Source organism: Paenibacillus marchantiophytorum, from assembly GCF_014640555.1.
GTDB classification, from domain to species: domain Bacteria; phylum Bacillota; class Bacilli; order Paenibacillales; family NBRC-103111; genus Paenibacillus_E; species Paenibacillus_E marchantiophytorum.
In genome coordinates, this window is record NZ_BMHE01000015.1 from 66,290 (window position 1) to 85,091 (window position 18,802).

At 43.6% G+C, this 18,802-nt stretch carries 18 protein-coding genes; all 18 read left to right on the forward strand.

Going from position 1 to position 18,802, the window contains the following annotated elements; translation table 11 throughout:
• Positions 1–30: 30 nt before the first annotated feature.
• The 18 genes from IEY34_RS16055 (at position 31) to IEY34_RS16140 (ending at position 18,628) form a co-directional block, all read left to right on the forward strand.
• A complete protein-coding gene (locus IEY34_RS16055) occupies positions 31–618 on the forward strand; it encodes a chemotaxis protein CheC (protein WP_373291261.1) in 588 nt (195 codons plus the stop codon).
• On the forward strand, positions 615–1,109 hold the full coding sequence (locus tag IEY34_RS16060; RefSeq protein ID WP_189012926.1) for a chemotaxis protein CheD: 495 nt from the start codon (positions 615–617) through the stop codon (positions 1,107–1,109). Before IEY34_RS16055 ends, IEY34_RS16060 begins: the two co-directional genes overlap by 4 nt.
• Positions 1,109–1,537 (forward strand): hypothetical protein, encoded by a 429-nt coding sequence (locus tag IEY34_RS16065; protein WP_189012927.1) that lies wholly within the window; start codon positions 1,109–1,111, stop codon positions 1,535–1,537. Before IEY34_RS16060 ends, IEY34_RS16065 begins: the two co-directional genes overlap by 1 nt.
• 19 nt (positions 1,538–1,556) lie before the next feature.
• Positions 1,557–2,345 (forward strand): FliA/WhiG family RNA polymerase sigma factor, encoded by a 789-nt coding sequence (locus IEY34_RS16070; protein WP_189012928.1) that lies wholly within the window; start codon positions 1,557–1,559, stop codon positions 2,343–2,345.
• Between the two features lie 30 nt (positions 2,346–2,375).
• Positions 2,376–3,785 (forward strand): flagellar assembly protein A, encoded by a 1,410-nt coding sequence (locus IEY34_RS16075; RefSeq protein WP_189012929.1) that lies wholly within the window; start codon positions 2,376–2,378, stop codon positions 3,783–3,785.
• Positions 3,786–3,804: 19 nt separating this feature from the next.
• A complete protein-coding gene (locus tag IEY34_RS16080; RefSeq protein WP_189012930.1) occupies positions 3,805–4,128 on the forward strand; it encodes a hypothetical protein in 324 nt (107 codons plus the stop codon).
• A 34-nt stretch (positions 4,129–4,162) separates the two neighbouring features.
• Positions 4,163–4,765 (forward strand): hypothetical protein, encoded by a 603-nt coding sequence (locus IEY34_RS16085; protein ID WP_189012932.1) that lies wholly within the window; start codon positions 4,163–4,165, stop codon positions 4,763–4,765.
• Positions 4,758–5,273 (forward strand): hypothetical protein, encoded by a 516-nt coding sequence (locus IEY34_RS16090; RefSeq protein WP_189012934.1) that lies wholly within the window; start codon positions 4,758–4,760, stop codon positions 5,271–5,273. The genes IEY34_RS16085 and IEY34_RS16090 overlap by 8 nt, the downstream gene beginning before the upstream one ends.
• A gap of 251 nt (positions 5,274–5,524) precedes the next feature.
• Positions 5,525–6,223, forward strand: coding sequence for a 30S ribosomal protein S2 (gene rpsB / locus IEY34_RS16095; protein ID WP_189012936.1), 699 nt, complete (start codon positions 5,525–5,527; stop codon positions 6,221–6,223).
• A 119-nt stretch (positions 6,224–6,342) separates the two neighbouring features.
• Complete coding sequence (tsf, locus tag IEY34_RS16100) at positions 6,343–6,993, forward strand: translation elongation factor Ts (RefSeq protein ID WP_079408958.1); 651 nt, start codon at positions 6,343–6,345, stop codon at positions 6,991–6,993.
• Between the two features lie 90 nt (positions 6,994–7,083).
• On the forward strand, positions 7,084–7,809 hold the full coding sequence (gene pyrH, locus IEY34_RS16105; RefSeq protein WP_079408959.1) for a UMP kinase: 726 nt from the start codon (positions 7,084–7,086) through the stop codon (positions 7,807–7,809).
• Positions 7,810–7,811: 2 nt separating this feature from the next.
• Complete coding sequence (gene frr / locus IEY34_RS16110; RefSeq protein ID WP_189012938.1) at positions 7,812–8,366, forward strand: ribosome recycling factor; 555 nt, start codon at positions 7,812–7,814, stop codon at positions 8,364–8,366.
• 67 nt (positions 8,367–8,433) lie between these two features.
• Positions 8,434–9,204 (forward strand): undecaprenyl pyrophosphate synthase, encoded by a 771-nt coding sequence (gene uppS, locus IEY34_RS16115; protein ID WP_189013062.1) that lies wholly within the window; start codon positions 8,434–8,436, stop codon positions 9,202–9,204.
• Positions 9,205–9,287: 83 nt separating this feature from the next.
• Positions 9,288–10,082: a phosphatidate cytidylyltransferase gene (locus IEY34_RS16120; RefSeq protein ID WP_189012940.1), complete on the forward strand. Its 795-nt coding sequence runs from the start codon at positions 9,288–9,290 to the stop codon at positions 10,080–10,082.
• Between the two features lie 24 nt (positions 10,083–10,106).
• Entirely contained in the window at positions 10,107–11,252 is a 1,146-nt protein-coding gene (locus IEY34_RS16125; RefSeq protein WP_189012942.1) for a 1-deoxy-D-xylulose-5-phosphate reductoisomerase, read from the forward strand.
• A 269-nt stretch (positions 11,253–11,521) separates the two neighbouring features.
• Positions 11,522–12,781 (forward strand): RIP metalloprotease RseP, encoded by a 1,260-nt coding sequence (rseP, locus tag IEY34_RS16130; protein ID WP_189012944.1) that lies wholly within the window; start codon positions 11,522–11,524, stop codon positions 12,779–12,781.
• A gap of 22 nt (positions 12,782–12,803) precedes the next feature.
• Entirely contained in the window at positions 12,804–14,252 is a 1,449-nt protein-coding gene (gene proS / locus IEY34_RS16135; protein ID WP_189012945.1) for a proline--tRNA ligase, read from the forward strand.
• A 68-nt stretch (positions 14,253–14,320) separates the two neighbouring features.
• Positions 14,321–18,628, forward strand: coding sequence for a PolC-type DNA polymerase III (locus IEY34_RS16140; RefSeq protein ID WP_189012947.1), 4,308 nt, complete (start codon positions 14,321–14,323; stop codon positions 18,626–18,628).
• Positions 18,629–18,802: the final 174 nt, after the last annotated feature.

Below are 18,802 nucleotides of genomic sequence, written 5' to 3' on the forward strand. Positions count from 1 at the left end.
GATGTGTTTAGTCAGTTAGCAGATTTCCAGATGGATGTTTTGAAAGAAGTAGGGAACATAGGTGCGGGTCATGCAGCGACCGCCCTATCTACTTTATTAGATAAGCCAATTGATATGCTTGTTCCCAAAGTACGCATGCTGCCTTTTGAAGAAATTTGCGAAAGTGTCGGTGGAGCTGAGACTGTAGTTCTAGCTATTTTCTTGCGAGTGGATGGCGATGCTCCTGGTAATATGTTTTTTATTCTCAATTTAGATGCTGCCAAAAATATGTTAAGAGATCTGATTGGGATGAACATACAGGATCAAGAAGAATATTCCGAACTTGAATTGTCGGCGCTGAATGAAATAGGCAATATTCTAGCGGGGTCCTATTTATCCTCACTTGCAGATTTCACGAATTTAAACATGCAACCTACCGTTCCGGCGTTAGCGATTGATATGGCAGGAGCTATCTTGAGTTATGGCTTATTGCAGTTTGGTCAAATGGGAGATCAAGCCCTTCTCATTGATACCAAATTTTTGGAAGGGGATAATGAAGTACAAGGACATTTCTTCCTAATTCCTGATCCGGAATCGTTTGGCAAAATATTTTCCGCATTGGGAGTAGAGTCTTCATGATCCAAGACAATTTGATTAAAGTAGGAATGGCTGACCTGAATGTAGCTCACCAAATAGGTGTGCTAAAGACAACAGGGCTGGGTTCGTGTGTAGGTGTCACTTTGTATGATAGCCGCGTTAAAGTGGCCGGTATGGCACATGTTATGCTGCCTTCATCAGAGATTGCACGTGAGGGATCGCTGAACATTGCTAAATACGCGGATACAGCTATTCCTGAGTTAATCTCAAGAATGGAATTGCTTGGCGCAGCTGTGAGCAGGTTAGAAGCCAAGCTCGCTGGCGGTGCACAGATGTTTGCTTTTGCGGGAAACAATGATACGATGAGAATTGGGCCTAGAAATGTAGAATCTTGTAAAGAAATGTTGATTAAATATCGAATTCCAATTCGCGCTGAGGATACAGGTGCCAACTACGGCCGTACCATTGAATTTAATAGTGAGACAGGCATACTGGTCATTCGAAGTGTCCAATTAGGAGTGAAGGAAATTTAATGATTGGAACCATGCGAATCAATGTTATTGTAGCAGCCATAGCGGGAGTATTTACATTTGCCTTATCGATTGGGAATAATTTATTTCTTTCCACTTGTCTCAAGAGTTTGTATAGCTTTCTTATCTTATATGTTCTGACATTTGGCTTCAGATGGGTGTTAGGTGTCATGATCGGAGCAGAGCAAGCAAATGGAACCTTCCCAGGTAATCCAGTAGAGGATTCGGGAGTTGGTCAATCACTCGATATGACAACGCCTGATTTGGATGAAGAAACCCGTGAATTGATGAAAGCTAACCTGAGTGATAACAACTCTTTATCTTCTGCGGATATGCAATTTTCACCACTCAATCCACCTAAGCTAGTCACCAAGAATAATTTGGACCCTGAACAACTGGCGGGTGCCTTAAGGCGAATGTCTGAAGATTAAGGATGGTGAAACATAAATCATGATTGAACAAAAGCAATCACAACTAGCGAATATTGAGTTATGGAAACAGTGGAAGGAAGAAGGCTGGGTGCCTGCGAAACAATCCCTTATTGAGAGTTACTTGCCTTTAGTCGACTACGTTTCCAGCCGACTTGCTATTGGACTTCCGAAGAGTGTTTCCAAAGAGGATTTATCCAGTTTTGGTGTCATGGGGCTTATAGATGCCGTGGAGAAATTCGATTATGCACGTGGGTTGCAATTCGAAACGTATGCTTCTTGGAGAATAAGAGGGTCAATCATTGATGGATTGAGACAAGGTGATTGGGTACCCCGCTCTGTACGCGAGAAGGCCAAAAAGGTTGAAGATGCTTATCAGAAGCTGGAACAGCAGTATCTTCGCTCAGTTACTGATGCGGAGATAAGTGCTTATTTGCAAGTGTCAGAAACCGATTTTCAACAGATGCTGCAAGATATTTCCATTACTACCGTATGTTCGATCGATGATCCGATTCGTGAGGAAGACTCTGAAACCAGGTTATCCTTGCTCGTGGATGAGAAGGCTAAGAACCCTGAGTTTCAGGTGAATGAGTTTTATTTGAAAGATTCTTTGGCCAAAGCGATTGAGCGTTTAACGGAGAAAGAAAGAACCGTCGTTTCTTTATTTTATTTCGAAGAGCTTTCATTGAGTGAAATTGCGGAAGTTATGTGCTTGTCGCCTTCACGCATTTCACAGCTGCATTCCAAGGCGATTCTTCGTTTAAAAGGTGTACTTGGAAGATTCAAGAATCAATTATTTCAGGATTCATAACTTAAATTCGATCGTGAAAGGTGGTATTCCATGCTTGAGAGGAACATGCCTTTAGATTACTATATTAATATTTCTGTTTCGGACAACAAATTGTCTGCAAGCTTGTTGATCACAAACGCAGAAGCTGATTTCAAAGTTACGATAGGTGAATTGGAAGACCTTATTCAAAAAAATCATATTGTGCATGGATTAAATATACCTTTACTTGCTCAAATTGCTGCGGATCCCAAGTCGTTTTATCATCAGAAAGTTGTAATTGCGACAGGTACTAAGCCTGTAGATGGACAGAATGGCTCTATTAAATATATTTTTGTTTTTGATGAAGATGAAAAAAAACCACTCGAGCTGGATGACGGCAGGGTGAATTATAAAGAAGTTGTCACCCTTCACAATGTGCGGAAAGGCCAACTGATCGGCCAGCGTTCATTAGCGACAGAGGGCACGCCTGGGAGAGCTGTTACAGGAGAGACGCAGTTCGCCAAAGCAGGTAAAGAAGCTCGCTTTAAATTGGGCAAGAATGTGATTGCTGATGCCGAACAAAGAGCACTGTATTCGGCCATTGACGGCATGGTTGTACGTACAGATCGGGATAAAATTAATGTGTTCCCTGTGTATGAAGTAAATGGAGATGTGGACTACAATATAGGTAATATCGATTTCATCGGTACGGTTGTTATTCGCGGCAATGTGCTTCCTGGCTTCAAAATTCGCGCAGCAGGCGACATTCGCGTTACTGGCGGCGTCGAAGCAGCTGAACTAGAAGCAGAAGGTTCTGTTGAGATTAACGCTGGGATTGTTGGACAAAATAAAGCACATATTAAAGCTGGTAAGAATGTCAAAAGTTCTTTCATTCAAGATGCTACTATAGAAGTTGCCGGTGAGTTGCTAGTTAGCCAGAGTATCATGCATTCTACGATCAGAGCTGGAAAAGCTGTTGTTTGCAGTGGTTCCAAGGGACTTATTGTTGGAGGTACGATTCAGGCTGGTGAACGTGTAACGGCCAGAACCATCGGGAATACGATGTCAACCGCAACGGTCGTCGAAGTTGGTGTATTGCCCGAGCTTCGCAATGAAATGATTACTTTACGCAATCAACTTAGAGTGTATATGGAAAATATGGATAAGACGGATAAAGCGCTTACTTTACTAGATTCATTAGCTGCTGCAGGTCAGCTTACACCTGATAAAGTGGCCATGCGCATCAAACTGAATCACACGAAAAAACAGGCAATCGAAGAACAAAATGCGGTTAAAGATCGGATTTTTGAAATTGAGAAGTCTTTGGAAGACTCAGAGAAAGCGAAAGTGGAGGTTCTGTCTACCGTATATGGCGGAACGAAAATCGTAATAGGGCGCTATACGAAATTCATCAAGGATCCAACGAATCGGATGACGTTCCGTCTAAGTGAAGGTGATATTACAATGAGTGCCTATGTGTGAGTGAAGGGGTGGCTAGACAATGAGTTTTAAAGCCATTGATTTACAACTGGCCGTTCACAAAAATGATGAGGCGGGTATACGCCAGAATCAACTCATGCAAAAACCACGTCAGGATGAAACCATTCTAGAGAATCAATCGCTTCAGAATACTGAGAGAGATCGTCATCGCAGCAGTAAGCTGGAAGAAAGCGCAAGGGCAGATATCAAAGATCAGTCCGGACAGAATCAACAAACTTCTAAAGGGAAGTCAAAGGGGAAGAGGAAAGCAGATGGGAAATCGTCAGCTGCACCTCACGAGCCAGAACACCCATATAAAGGGCATCATATTGATTTATCTCTGTAACCAGCTATCTTACATATAGAAAAAGGTGAACCCAATGGCTATGCAGCCGTGGATGTATGTCGTTCTTCTGGGCTTTGTCCTTATTGTTTACGCACGGTTCCTACCCAAAGATCAGGCTGCCTTGTCAACCAAGACAAGCGTAGTGCAAGAAATTGAGGAAACGATCGAGCACTTTGCGGCTGAAATGGATGAGCAAAATCAGTCCCTGCTCAATCTCTTCTCCAAAACGAAACAAGACTATGAAGTCGAATTAGCAAAGCTTGCAGGCCGACTAGAATCGCTTGAGAAGCAAAAATATGAGCTCTCCCAGGAATTGACGAAAGTTCATGTGAATCAATCTGCAACTGGAATGACTGCAGTTCCAGATCAACTTCCGATCTCTGACATGACTGTCGTGTCTATTCCCACACCATCAGCTCCTATGCTACCATCAGGTGCAGATGCGCATCATGAAGAACTTGTCGTAGAAGAACCTGTATACTCGGGATTAAGTATGAAGAGCAGATATGCAGAGTTGTTTGCTTTGCACGATCAAGGAAAAGGTGTTGAAGCCATCGCTAAGAAATTAGGGATGAATAAAGGCGAAGTCAGTCTAATCCTGCAGCTTTCGAGACAGGAGGAGATGACTCGTGCTTAAAAATCGTTCGATGATGTTAGGTATCGGGATTGGGATTATTATGGGTGCCTTGCTTTTGCAAATGATGTCCGTTCGAACGAGCGCGCCTGGTCAGACAAACTTGGCTTTGGACGAGTTGGATCCGCAGAAGTTAAAGGATGAATCCGCGAAATATTATCAAGTGTTTGATAAAAACATAAAAGTATATACCCAAGCCGAGCTGGATACCCTTGTACAGACGAAGGTGAAAGAAGAAAGCGATAAGTTAGCCGCGGCTAAACCCAAGGATCAACCTAAAGCTACGTCACCTGAAGGAAGCCAGAAAATAATTCTATATGTACAACCTAATCTCGATGCTACCGCAGTTGCTGATTTGTTAATGAAATCGGGCATTATTGCGGATCGTAAAGCCTTCACGACGGAGCTTGAGAAGCAAGGCGGAAACACGAAGATTCAAGTAGGTTTTCATTCCTTTGAAGGTGTTTTGGACGTGCAGAAAATCGTTGCGAATTTACTTGCAGCTCAATAGTTTAACTTACAAATGGATCTTTCTTATGGAGGTCTTTTTTGTTCGTTTAGTCCCTGAGACTCTTTATTTACAGTATCCAAAAACGCTGTCGACAAAAGGTTGCATAGGGATTTGAGTTGTGGTATATTTATTCTCGGTGTTAAAAACTCACGCCCGTCAATTTGCATAATGGTGCTTACTTTGGTAAGTTTTATGCAAAGATGCGATAGGCGGCGGATACCAAATAAACCATTTTAGAGGAGGGATTGGGGATGGCAGTTATCTCCATGAAACAGCTTTTAGAAGCTGGCGTACATTTCGGTCACCAAACACGTCGTTGGAATCCGAAAATGGACAAGTACATCTTTACAGAAAGAAACGGTATTTACATTATCGATCTACAAAAAACGGTTAAAAAAGTTGAAGAAGCTTACAACTTTGTTAAATCCGTTTCGGAAGATAATGGTACAATCCTTTTCGTTGGAACTAAGAAACAAGCACAAGATTCCGTTGCTGAAGAAGCAGAACGTTGTGGCATGTACTTCATCAACCAACGTTGGTTGGGTGGTACATTAACTAACTTCCAAACAATTCAAAAACGTATCGACCGTTTGAAAACTCTTGAAAGATGGGAAGAGGACGGTACTTTCCAAGTTCTTCCTAAGAAAGAAGTTATCATCCTTCGCAAAGAAAGAGATCGTCTTGAGAAATTCTTAGGCGGTATCAAGAACATGAAGGGTCTGCCTAGTGCACTTTTCATTATCGATCCACGTAAAGAGCGTATTGCTGTTGCAGAAGCTCGCAAATTGGGTATCCCAATCGTTGGTATCGTTGATACAAACTGTGATCCGGACGAAATCGACTACGTGATCCCAGGTAACGATGATGCGATTCGTGCGGTTAAATTGTTGACAGCGAAAATTGCTGACGCAGTTATCGAAGCACACCAAGGCGAACAAACAACAGCTTAATCTATAGGCACGTGAAAAGGGTGGTTGGAAGGTGTAACAGCCTGTCACCACCCTTTTTTTAAAGAAGAATTCATGGTATGTTACATATTATACTAACAAACAACGGGAGGTTTCTTTCAATGGCAGTTACAGCAGCACAAGTGAAAGAATTACGTGAAAAAACAGGCGCAGGTATGTTGGATTGCAAGAAAGCCCTTGAAGAAGCAAACGGTGATATCACGAAAGCCGGCGAATTGCTTCGTGAAAAAGGTCTTTCCGCGGCAGCTAACAAAGCTGGACGTATCGCTACAGAAGGAGCAGTAGAGTCTTACATCCACGCTGGCGGTAAAGTAGGCGTTCTTGTTGAGATCAACTGTGAAACTGACTTTGTTGGTAAAACAGATCAATTCAGAACGTTCTGTAAAGACATCGCGATGCACATCGCAGCAGCGAACCCAACTTATGTACGACGTGAAGAAGTACCAACAGAAGCTTTGGAAAAAGAAAAAGAAATTCTTCGCAACCAAGCTTTAAATGAAGGCAAGCCTGAGAAAATCATTGACAAAATGGTTGAAGGCCGTATCGGCAAATACTACGAAGAGTTCTGTTTGATGGAACAACAATTCGTTAAAGATCCAGACAAAACGATCGACCAATTGTTGAATGAGAAAATCGCAGCTATCGGTGAGAATATCTCCATTCGTCGTTTCGTACGTTTCGGTCTTGGTGAAGGTCTAGAGAAAAAACAAGAGAACTTTGCGGAAGAAGTTATGTCCCAAGTTAACCTATAATAGCTTTCAAAAAAGTTGGAACACTCGGTGTTCCTTCTTTTTTAGCCAATAAGAGATGTTGGTTCATGCAATGAAACGGGGGTAAACAAGTTGGGTCAACCTTTTTACAAAAGAGTAGTGCTAAAATTAAGCGGCGAAGCTTTGGCTGGTCAGCAGGGCTACGGCATTGATTCGGAAGTCATTACGTCCATTGCCCAACAGGTCAAAGATGTTGTGGAATTGAATGTAGAAGTAGCTATCGTCGTAGGTGGCGGTAACATCTGGCGTGGGATAGCCGGAAGCGAGAAGGGGATGGACCGAGCTACTGCTGATTACATGGGCATGTTGGCAACGGTGATGAACTCATTGGCGCTGCAGGACGCTTTGGAGAATATTGAAGTCCCTACACGCGTGCAGTCCTCGATAACCATGCAACAGGTTGCAGAACCGTACATTCGGAGAAGAGCAATGCGTCACCTTGAGAAAGGTCGAGTTGTTATCTTCGCCGCAGGAACTGGTAATCCTTACTTCTCAACGGATACGACAGCAGCTTTGAGAGCCGCTGAAATTGAAGCGGAAGTTATTCTCATGGCCAAAAACAAAGTGGATGGCGTCTATTCCGCTGATCCTTTCAAAGATCCAACAGCTAAGAAGTACGAGACGTTAACCTATATGGAAGTCATCAGTAATAATCTTGGTGTCATGGACTCCACCGCATCTTCCCTTTGTATGGATAACAACATCCCGTTAGTGGTGTTCAACATTACAGAAAAAGGGAATATCAAACGAGTGGTCCTTGGCGAGAAAATTGGGACTACAGTTAAAGGGAGTGTCTAACCATGCCACAAGCAGTGAAACAAAATGCGGAAGATCGAATGGACAAAGCGATTGGTTCTTTGAAAAGAGACTTGACTTCGCTTCGTGCTGGTCGTGCGACCCCATCTTTATTAGATCGTATTCAAGTTGAATATTATGGTGCAATGACACCTGTTAATCAACTTGCTAATTTGACTACACCGGATTCACGTACTTTACTCATTCAACCATGGGACAAAAGTTCAATGTCATCGATTGAAAAAGCAATCATGAAGTCTGATATAGGATTAACTCCGTCCAATGACGGGACGATTATTCGTATTGTCATTCCGGCTTTAACGGAAGAGCGTCGTGCTGATCTCGTGAAAATGACGAAGAAGTTCGGCGAAGAAGCGAAGATTGCTATTCGTAACATTCGCCGCGATGCGAACGATGAAATTAAGAAACTTGAAAAAGCTGGGATTTCTGAAGATGAGTCCCGCAAACATCAAGAAGATATCCAGAAATTTACGGATAAATTCGTGGCTGAAGTTGAGAAAGTTTTGGCTGCTAAAGAAAAAGAAATCATGGAAGTATAAGATAGATATGCCCCCGGGTATTCGCTGGGGGTTTTTCATCTTTCCCTAGTTGGGAGGAACAACAGTGGTGTTCAAGCTAGTTAAGGAATGGTTAGGAAGAAGTAAACCAGTTAAGGCCGAATTACAAGACATCGAATTAGACAAAGTACCTGCACATGTCGCTATTATTATGGATGGCAACGGAAGGTGGGCCAAACAAAGAGGGTTGCCTCGCGTAGCTGGTCACCATTCAGGTATGAAAAATGTGAAGAAAATTACGATGGCTGCAAATCAAATTGGTGTCAAAGTGTTGACGATGTATGCTTTTTCGACCGAAAATTGGAAGAGGCCTAAGGAAGAAGTGGATTTCTTAATGAAGCTTCCTCAAGAGTTTTTCCCTTTGGAAATTGAAGAGTTGATCGAAAATAATGTCCGCATTCGAATGACAGGATGGCGCGAAGGTTTGCCTGAATACACGCTGAAAGCGATTGAAGGTGCAATCGAACGGACAAAGGATAACACAGGACTCATATTGAATTTTGCCTTGAATTATGGCGGGCGTAAAGAAATGATTGCTGGTGTTCAAGAAATGATTCGTGATGTTCATAGCGGTAAATTACAAGTTGAGGAATTGGATGAGAACCGGTTTTCTTCCTATATGCTTACTTCCGATTTGCCAGATCCGGATTTATTAATTCGCACTAGCGGTGAATTGAGACTCAGTAATTTTTTACTTTGGCAGATAGCCTACTCGGAGCTTTGGTTTACGGAGGCTTACTGGCCGGAATTCACGGAATCGTTATTCTTACAAGCCATTGCGGAATACCAGCGCCGCGGAAGAAGATATGGGGGCGTTTAGTCTACAGCTCCTCTCTTTCTACGTTAGTAGGGAAGCGTAACCTGGCTTAACGATTGAAAGTTGTTCATCTAGGGGGATTCAACTTGAAGCAGAGAATTGTCACAGGAGTCATCGCTGGCTTCTTATTTATCACTCTATTAGTTTTGGGTGGTTATTGGTATGCAGGTTTAATCGTATTGGTATCCATTTTGGGATATCGCGAGTACTTGCAAATGAATGGCTATTCTAAATTTAAATTAACAAGCGCAGTGGGACTAATTGCACTCTTATACATAACGATTCCCTGGGATTGGGTGGGTATCTCAATACCTCTCACTTCGACTGCCGTTATATGGCTTCTCATGTTTTTACTGCTTTTCATAACGGTAGCGACCAAAAACAAAATTACGATTGATCAGGTTTCGGTTATGTTGCTTGGTGTTGTCTATATTGGTTTTGGCTTTTATTATATGATTTCTTCACGGCTTGCTGAACATGGCTTGTTTTGGACGATCCTTGTCTTTGTTTGTATCTGGGCATCGGATTCAGGCGCTTATTTTGTAGGCTCTAAGCTTGGGAAAAATCTCCTTTGGCCACAAATTAGTCCGAAAAAATCAGTTGAAGGGGCAGTCGGCGGGGTTGTGATCTCGATGATTATCGCCCTGGTATTTGCTTGGTACGCGCCAGATTTACTCGGCTATGGACGAGCTCTGTTTCTTGGGCTAGTCATTGCTGTTGTGGGACAAGTCGGCGATTTGATTCAATCTGCCTATAAGCGAGTGAAAGGTATTAAAGATACAGGAACATTACTCCCCGGTCATGGTGGTGTACTCGATCGAATGGATAGCTGGTTAATCGTATTCCCATTTATTCATTTGCTTGGAATGATTCCTCACTAATTGTCAGCTACGAGGTGGAAATTGATGAAACGGATTGCCATTTTGGGATCAACGGGGTCCATTGGGACTCAAACGCTGGACATTGTTGCACACGCGCCAGAGAAATTTCAAGTGGAAGCCCTAGCAGGCGGATATAACAGTCAATTATTAATCGAACAGATTAAAGCTTTTCAGCCTAAGATCGTTTCCGTGGCAACCAAAGAATTGGCGGATGAAGTTTCGAAGCAAATAACATCCACGACCAAGGTTTTATACGGAGAAGAAGGTTTAATGGAAGTTGCTGCTTCAAGCGAGGCAGATCTTGTTGTGACAGCCATGGTAGGGAGTCAGGGTTTGAAGCCCACGATGGCTGCCATCGAGGCAGGCAAGCATATTGGTTTAGCTAACAAAGAGACACTGGTGAGCGCTGGGCACATTGTGACGGATGCTGCTCGCAGGAAAGGTGTTAGCTTGCTCCCTATCGATAGTGAGCATTCCGCCATATTTCAATGTTTGAATGGTGAGAATCGTTCACAAATTGCCAAGATTACACTGACAGCTTCTGGAGGTTCATTTCGTGATCGCTCGCGAGCTGAATTAGAGGGAGTAACAGTTGAGCAAGCTTTGCAGCATCCCAATTGGTCCATGGGCGCCAAGATTACGATTGATTCTGCGACTATGGTGAACAAAGGACTTGAAGTCATCGAGGCCCATTGGTTGTTCAATCTTCGCTATGATCAAATCGATGTACTCATTCACCCAGAGAGCGTCATTCATTCCTACGTTGAATTCGAAGACAATAGTGTCATTGCGCAACTAGGCAATCCGGATATGCGGGTGCCGATTCAATATGCGTTAACGTATCCTGATCGTTATCCAACACCGACTAAGCGATTGGATTTAGCGGCAATCGGCAAGTTACATTTTCGTGAAATGGATTTCAATCGTTTTCCATGTCTCAAGATGGCTTTCGAGAGCGGTATTCAGGGTGGAACAACACCGACAGTCTATAATGCAGCGAATGAAGTTGCAGTTGCACGTTTTCTCAAAGGTGAAATTGCTTTCTTGCAAATTGAACATATTATTGAATCTGTTTTATTAAAGCATGAGTCGATTTCAAATCCACCTCTTGAAGTTATTCATGAGCAGGATTTGTGGGCGAGAGCCTTCGCGACAAATGTCCAATTCTAAGATGAGCAAGGGAGCTACAGTCAGAGCGTTTGGCTCGGCTCTTTTTTTAATCAGCGGCTAGCATGCTTTAGGGAGTAAAGTCTAATTCAATCTTCTTATTCGTATACTGTGCTAAACGGGCATAGCTTGTATTCAGCGGTTCAATAATGGTAATCTAAGAACATGCTGTCGACGAATGGATGCTTAAAAGGCAGGTTTCCAACGAAAACGATATGGTTTTCCATACATAGGATAGTTTTCTGGAGAAAACTTGAAGGAGGAATTACGACTTGTCAACCATAGAAGTGGGATTGAAGGTTATTTTGTTGTTTTTCGTTCTGGTAACGATTCATGAATGGGGTCATTTTTACTTTGCCAAACGTGCAGGGATCTTAGTTAGAGAATTTGCCATTGGTTTTGGGCCCAAGATTTTCTCATATAAAAAAGGGGAAACACGCTATACGCTGCGTATTCTGCCAATTGGCGGATTTGTGCGGATGGCGGGTGAAGATCCGGAAATTGTTCAGGTAAATCCTGGGCAAACGGTTGCGATTAAATTAAACAAACAAAATCAAGTGACGTCTCTGTATCTGGACCAACTGGACCGTCGTTCCAATGTTATTATTGGTGTGGTGGAACAGATTGATCTGGAGAGGGCGCTTCAAGTCTCGCTGGATGTGGATGGAGAGAAAGTCACTTATCCGATGGATCCGCAAGCCATGATGGTCACGAAGGGAACAGAAACCCAAATTGCCCCATACGACAGGCAGTTCGGCTCCAAAACAGTGGGGCAAAGAGCTTTGGCGATCGTAATGGGACCCGTTATGAACTTTATTTTGGCGATCGTTTTGTTTTTTATCGTGGTTGTGATATCTGGTGTGTTTACGAATGTAAAACTGGATTCCGTGCTTGCGGGTAAAGCTGGAGAAAAAGCCGGTTTGCACAAAGGTGATGTCATCATCTCCATTGATAATCAACCGATTGGTACGGATCGCGAGAAGCTGGTAACATCGATTCAAGCATCAGCGGGGAAGCCGATGACTTGGGTCATCGATCGTGCAGGCAACCCATTAACGGTTCAAGTTACGCCTGAGATGGATGCAGGTTCCGGTAAGTTAGGTGTTGTCATTTCTGGTGATCGCAGGAGCGCAAGCTTCAGTGAAGTCTTAACAGGCACTTACGATCAGGTCGTTGGTACGACAATCGGAATCGTAACAGGGCTGCAAAAGCTCGTCACGCTTCAATTTAAACTCGATGATTTAGGCGGTCCTGTAAGAACCGCTCAAGTATCTGCCCAATTTGCTCAAATGGGAATAGCGGTTTTCCTCTCTTGGACAGCTACTTTGAGCTTATACCTAGGGATATTTAACCTTCTGCCGATTCCAGCCTTGGATGGAAGTCGACTTCTATTTATGGGATTGGAAGCACTGCGCGGCAAGCCACTTGATCCGAATCGGGAAAGCATGGTTCACTTTGTTGGGTTTGCACTGCTTATGCTGCTGATGGTGGCTGTAACGTATAATGATATTTTGCGCTTGATTAAAGGCTAGTTCTAATGATCTGGGAGGGTTTATGTCAAACGATAAGCAGTTTGTAAAAGAGATTACACCACAAGGAGAAGATTTCTCCCGTTGGTATATAGATGTAATTAAGAAAGCTGATTTAATGAGTTATTCTCCTGTACGGGGCTGTATCGTATTTAAACCGGATGGTTATGAAATTTGGGAAAACATCCAACGCGAGCTGGACAGCAAATTTAAAGAAACCGGGCATCGCAATGCGTACTTCCCACTATTCATTCCAGAGAGCTTTTTCCAAAAGGAAAAAGAGCACGTCGAAGGTTTTAATCCTGAACTTCCTTGGGTGACAGAAGCAGGTGGCGAGAAACTGGAAGAACGTTTGGCAATTCGTCCGACCTCGGAAACAATGATTGGCCATATGTATTCGGAGTGGATCAACTCCTACCGTGATCTGCCTCTTTTGATCAACCAATGGGCGAATGTCGTTCGTTGGGAGAAGCGTACATTGCCGTTCCTGCGCACAACAGAATTCTTGTGGCAAGAAGGCCATACCGCACATGAAGATGAGCAGGATGCGCGCCGGGAAACGATGCAGATGCTTGAAGTTTACCGTCAGTTCGCGGAAGATTTCTTAGCGATACCTGTTATCGTTGGGCAAAAAACGCCTTCCGAGAAATTTGCTGGTGCTATAGATACATTCTCCATCGAAGCGATGATGAAAGACGGCAAAGCGGTACAAGCCGGAACTTCCCATTACCTTGGAACGAATTTTGCTGTTGCTTTTGATATTAAATTTTTGGATCGTGAGAATCAGCACCAGTTTGCACATACAACTTCATGGGGTGTGAGCACTCGTTTGATTGGTGCGCTGATTATGGTTCATGGTGATGATCGTGGTTTGGTACTGCCTCCTAAAGTAGCCCCTACCCAAGTCATTATGATTCCGATCGGGCCTCCCAAAACGAGAGAGCAAGTCATCGGCCGCGTGGATGAGCTGTTCGCTGAACTGAAGAAAGCCGGCGTTCGTGTCAAAGTAGATGATCGTGCTGACCAAAGTCCGGGATGGAAATTCAATGAATATGAAATGCGCGGCGTACCGATTCGGGTTGAATTAGGACCTCGTGATATGGAAAATGGTCAAGTTGTGCTTGTATCCCGCGTTAGCGGCGAGAAGAAAACGGTACAGCAAGCTGACTTCGTGCAAGAGGTGCAAAATTTACTTGCTGAGATTCATCAGCAGATGTATGATAAAGCCAAGCAGTTCCGCGATGAGCATTATATTGCTGTCGATTCGATCGAGGAGTTCAAGAGCTTCCTAGAAACGAAACGCGGGTTTGCCTTAGCAGGTTGGTGTGGTTCAACAGCATGTGAAGAGCATGTCAAGCAAGAAACGGGTGCAACAAGCCGTAATATCCCTTTCACACCTTCAGAAACGAAATCAACGTGTCTGGTTTGCGGCGAAGCTGCTAAACATACGGTCGTATTTGGCCGAAGCTATTAATTACAATCCTAAGGGCAAATGGAGGCAACAATTCCATTGCCCTTCGTATTTTTATGGGGAGGCTGTTCATGAGTAATTTGGCTGATAAACGGAATCGCTTTGAGCTTTTGATGCAGCAAGCCGAGATTCCAGCCGATGTTGTGCGATCATTTTTTGCGGAAGGCTATATTGATCAAGTGGAAATCAGTCGCAAGAATCGGGACTGGACTTTTTATTTGGTGAAAAATGACTTGGTGCCTCTGAACGTTTATCGCTCATTTTGTAAAATGATTCAAGAAAAGTTTGCGCAAATAGCGAAGATTCGTTTCATTTGGAAATACGAGCAAGTGGAACCGGCAGTTTTGGTAGATGAATATTGGAGTTTATTCCTGGAGTGGCTGCAGCGTGAGGTTGCTTCGATTAATGGTTGGATGACGAAGGCCAAAGTGGATGTTCAAGGTCATTCATTAACCCTTATCATGCTCGATCAAATAGGGCTTGAACTCGCTAAGAAGAAAAATATGGATATGTTTATCCGCAATTTTTTTCAAAACTTTTTTCAAACCGAGCTAACGATCAAGTACGCCATTAGTGATTCAACCGAAATCGAAGCCGAGTACGAGAAATTTGCCAAGCAGCGAGAACAAGGCGAGAAGACATTCACGCAAGAAATCATGATGTCGATCGATATGGAGGAAGAAGAATCTTCCTTGCCGGATGATCTCAAGCTCGTTATGGGCTACGAAATTAAAGAAGTTCCTGTACCGCTCAAAAACATTCAAGAAGAAGAGAAGAAAATTACAGTACAAGGAACGGTATTTGGTTTAGATGTCAAGGAATTGAGAAATGGTAATACCTTGTTCACGTTTAACTTGACGGATTTTTCGGATTCTTTGGCTATGAAAGTATTTGCGAAGACCAAGGATGATGTGAAAATTCTTAGTTTGCTTGCCAATGGGACATGGATTCGTGCCCGAGGCAAGGTGGAATATGATCGATTCATGCAAATTCCGGAATTGGTTATGATCCCTAATGATTTGACCGAAGTCATGCCTCCTAGAGATCGTATGGATGATGCGGCAGAAAAGCGCGTTGAATTTCACCTACATACGAATATGAGCACGATGGATGCGCTAACCCCCGTAGATCAATATGTGAAAATGGCAGCGAAATGGGGACATAAAGCGATTGCCATTACGGATCACGCCAACATTCAATGTTACCCCGATGCAGGCAAAGCGGCCAAGAAACATGGCATCAAAGTGATATTTGGTTTAGAAGCGAACGTTGTTAATGATTCGGTGCCCATTGTCATGAACAGTCGTGATTTGGATCTCAAACAAGCGACTTATGTGGTATTTGACGTCGAGACAACGGGTCTATCGGTAACGAACAATCGGATTATTGAGCTGGCCGGCGTGAAAATGCAGGATGGCAAAGAAATCGATCGTTTTGCAACATTCATCAATCCGCATGAGAAGATACCCTATAATATCCAGCAACTAACGAATATTACCGATGATATGGTGGTTGATGCGCCAGACATTGAGGATGAACTGCCCAAATTCGTGGAGTTCATAGGCGATTCTGTATTGGTCGCCCACAACGCGAGATTTGATATGGGATTCCTCCAAACGAATCTGAAACGGATGAACTTGCCTGAAGTAACCAACACGGTGCTGGATACGCTTGAACTTGCGAGATTTCTCTTTCCTTCTATGAAAAATCATCGGTTGAACACCTTATCCGATAAATTTAAAGTGGGCTTGGATAACCATCACCGAGCGATCGACGATTCCATTGCCCTAGGTTATGTTATGTATCATTTAATTAACGAGGCGAATGATCGACAAATTACGAGTCTCGCGAAATTGAACGATTACGTCGGTAAAGATTTGTCGAATCAACGACCGTTCCATTGTTGTATTTATGCACTTAATGCGATTGGCAAGAAGAACTTATTCAGACTTATTTCATTATCACATACGAAATACTTGCAGCGTGCCGCAACCATCCCTAAGAGTATATTGGTTGAGCACCGAGAAGGCCTCCTGATTACATCGGGTTGCGAAAAAGGCGAATTTTTTGAAGCCGTACTCAATAAATCGATGGAGGAAGCCGAACAAGTTGCAGAATTTTATGATATTCTCGAGATTCAACCTGTTAGCTACAACATGCATCTGGTTGAAAAAGGGCTTGTCGGCAGTGTAGAGGCGTTAGAAGACGCGGTACGCCGAGTGTGCGAAATCGGTTATAAAACAGGCAAACCAGTCATTGCTACTGGCAATGTTCATTACATGAATCCTCGCGAGAAAGTATGCCGAGACATTACGATTCAAGGGATTACAGGTTTCAGCCCGCTCAAAGCGATGAAGAAGCCGGATGCGCATTTCCGGACCACCAAAGAGATGTTGGAAGAATTTAAATTTCTGGGCGAAGAGAAAGCGATGGAGGTCGTCATTCGCAGCACTAATGATTTGGCCGATCGCTTTGAAATGATTGACCTTTTCCCGGATAAATTGTTTACCCCGATTATTGAAGGAGCAGACGAAGAAATTCGAGAAACCTGCTATACGACCGCTAAGAACATGTACGGAGATGAATTGCCGGAAGTTATTGTCGCTCGTTTGGAGAAAGAACTGGTGCCGATTATTAAGTTCGGGTTCTCTGCCAACTACTTAATCTCAGAACGTCTCGTCAAAAAGTCTAATGAAGATGGCTATCTCGTAGGGTCACGGGGGTCTGTAGGCTCCTCTGTTGTTGCCATGATGCTGGGGATTTCTGAGGTTAATCCTCTGCCTCCTCATTACCTTTGTGCAGCTTGCCGGCATAGTGAATGGTTCCTGGATGGCAGTGTTCCGAGTGGATTCGATCTCCCGAATAAAATCTGCCCGAATTGCGGAGGACCGCTCAAAGGGGATGGGCATGATATTCCTTTCGAAACGTTCCTTGGTTTTAAAGGGGATAAAGTTCCCGATATCGATTTGAACTTCTCCGGGGAATATCAACCGGTTGCGCATAACTATACCAAAGAGCTGTTCGGCGAGAAAAGTGTTTTCCGTGCGGGAACGATAGGTACGGTCGCTGAAAAAACAGCCTTCGGTTTTGTTAAGAAATATGAAGAAGAACAAGGCGCCAAATGGCGAGGTGCCGAGATTAACCGTTTAGCATCCGGTTGTACGGGCGTAAAGCGAAGCACAGGGCAGCATCCCGGCGGAATCGTTGTTGTGCCGGATTATATGGAAGTCGATGATATCACTCCTGTACAATTCCCAGCTGACGATAAGAATTCCGAGTGGATGACAACTCACTTTGACTACCATGCTTTTGATGCTAACTTGCTCAAGCTTGATATTCTTGGACACGACGATCCGACGATGATGCGGATGCTGCAAGATCTCACAGAGATTGATCCAACGACGATTCCAATGAATGATGCCAAGGCCATGAGTATCTTTAATTCAACGGAAGCTATCGGCGTCAGACCGGATCAAATTCGTTCACCGGTCGCGACGTATGGCGTTCCGGAGATGGGAACCAAATTTGTTCGACAAATGCTTCAAGAAACACAGCCCAGCTCTTTCGCTGACTTACTGCAGATTTCTGGACTGTCGCATGGAACAGGTGTTTGGTTAGGGAATGCTCAGGAACTGATTAAGAAAGGGATCTGCAACATTAAGACCGTTATCGGTTGTCGGGATGATATCATGCTCTTCTTGATTTACAAGGCAGGCATGGATGCAGGTCTAGCTTTCAAAATTACAGAGAGTGTCCGTAAAGGGAAAGGTTTGACAGATGAGTGGAAAGATGAGATGAAGCGCTGTAATGTACCGGCTTGGTATATTGAATCCTGTGAGCGGATTGAGTACATGTTTCCAAAAGCGCATGCTGCGGCCTATGTCATCTCTGCTGTTCGTACCGCTTATTTCAAAGTCTATCACCCGATTGCCTACTATGCGACCTATTTTAGTGTTCGTGCAGCCGACTTTGATCTTGAAATATTATGTCAAGGTTATGATGCTATTCTCAAAAAGCTGATTGAAATTGAAGAAAAGGGCTTCCAAGCGCTGCCGAAAGAGAAGGCGATGGTGTCCATTCTGGAGATGTCCTTGGAGATGACTTCGCGCGGTTTCAGCTTCAAACCCATTGATATCTACCGCTCGCACGCGACGAAGTTTATTATCGACGGCACTTCGCTCATTCCGCCATTCGCGGCGATCTCCGGAATTGGGGAGAATGCGGCGAAGAATATCGCGGCAGCCAAAGATCAGGGAGACTTCCTTTCTATCGAAGATTTCCAGAATCGTTCCAAGGCTTCCAAAACAGTCATTGAGATGCTTGCTTCGATGGGCTGTTTCCGTGGATTGCCGGAGTCTAACCAACTTTCATTATTTTAATTGACTGTTTTTTTAGCCCGTTTTCGAGAGTTCAGCTCAGGCTGTCAAGTGAAAATGATTAACAAGTTTGCTATTGTAATGCAAAGAATGGTTATGGTATAATTTTTATTGGCAATAATGAGGATATCATCTTGTGATTAAAGAGTGGGGAAACCCACTCTTTACATTTTGATA

What these genes read in the sequence shown, in the direction of transcription:
- IEY34_RS16070 (WP_189012928.1), top strand. Translation starts at nt 1,557, where the DNA reads ATGATTGAACAAAAGCAATCACAACTAGCGAATATTGAGTTATGGAAA.
- IEY34_RS16075 (WP_189012929.1), top strand. Translation starts at nt 2,376, where the DNA reads ATGCTTGAGAGGAACATGCCTTTAGATTACTATATTAATATTTCTGTT.
- tsf (WP_079408958.1), top strand. Translation starts at nt 6,343, where the DNA reads ATGGCAGTTACAGCAGCACAAGTGAAAGAATTACGTGAAAAAACAGGC.
- IEY34_RS16065 (WP_189012927.1), top strand. Translation starts at nt 1,109, where the DNA reads ATGATTGGAACCATGCGAATCAATGTTATTGTAGCAGCCATAGCGGGA.
- IEY34_RS16140 (WP_189012947.1), top strand. Translation starts at nt 14,321, where the DNA reads ATGAGTAATTTGGCTGATAAACGGAATCGCTTTGAGCTTTTGATGCAG.
- rpsB (WP_189012936.1), top strand. Translation starts at nt 5,525, where the DNA reads ATGGCAGTTATCTCCATGAAACAGCTTTTAGAAGCTGGCGTACATTTC.
- frr (WP_189012938.1), top strand. Translation starts at nt 7,812, where the DNA reads ATGCCACAAGCAGTGAAACAAAATGCGGAAGATCGAATGGACAAAGCG.
- IEY34_RS16085 (WP_189012932.1), top strand. Translation starts at nt 4,163, where the DNA reads ATGGCTATGCAGCCGTGGATGTATGTCGTTCTTCTGGGCTTTGTCCTT.
- IEY34_RS16125 (WP_189012942.1), top strand. Translation starts at nt 10,107, where the DNA reads ATGAAACGGATTGCCATTTTGGGATCAACGGGGTCCATTGGGACTCAA.
- IEY34_RS16055 (WP_373291261.1), top strand. Translation starts at nt 31, where the DNA reads ATGGATGTTTTGAAAGAAGTAGGGAACATAGGTGCGGGTCATGCAGCG.
- IEY34_RS16060 (WP_189012926.1), top strand. Translation starts at nt 615, where the DNA reads ATGATCCAAGACAATTTGATTAAAGTAGGAATGGCTGACCTGAATGTA.
- proS (WP_189012945.1), top strand. Translation starts at nt 12,804, where the DNA reads ATGTCAAACGATAAGCAGTTTGTAAAAGAGATTACACCACAAGGAGAA.
- IEY34_RS16080 (WP_189012930.1), top strand. Translation starts at nt 3,805, where the DNA reads ATGAGTTTTAAAGCCATTGATTTACAACTGGCCGTTCACAAAAATGAT.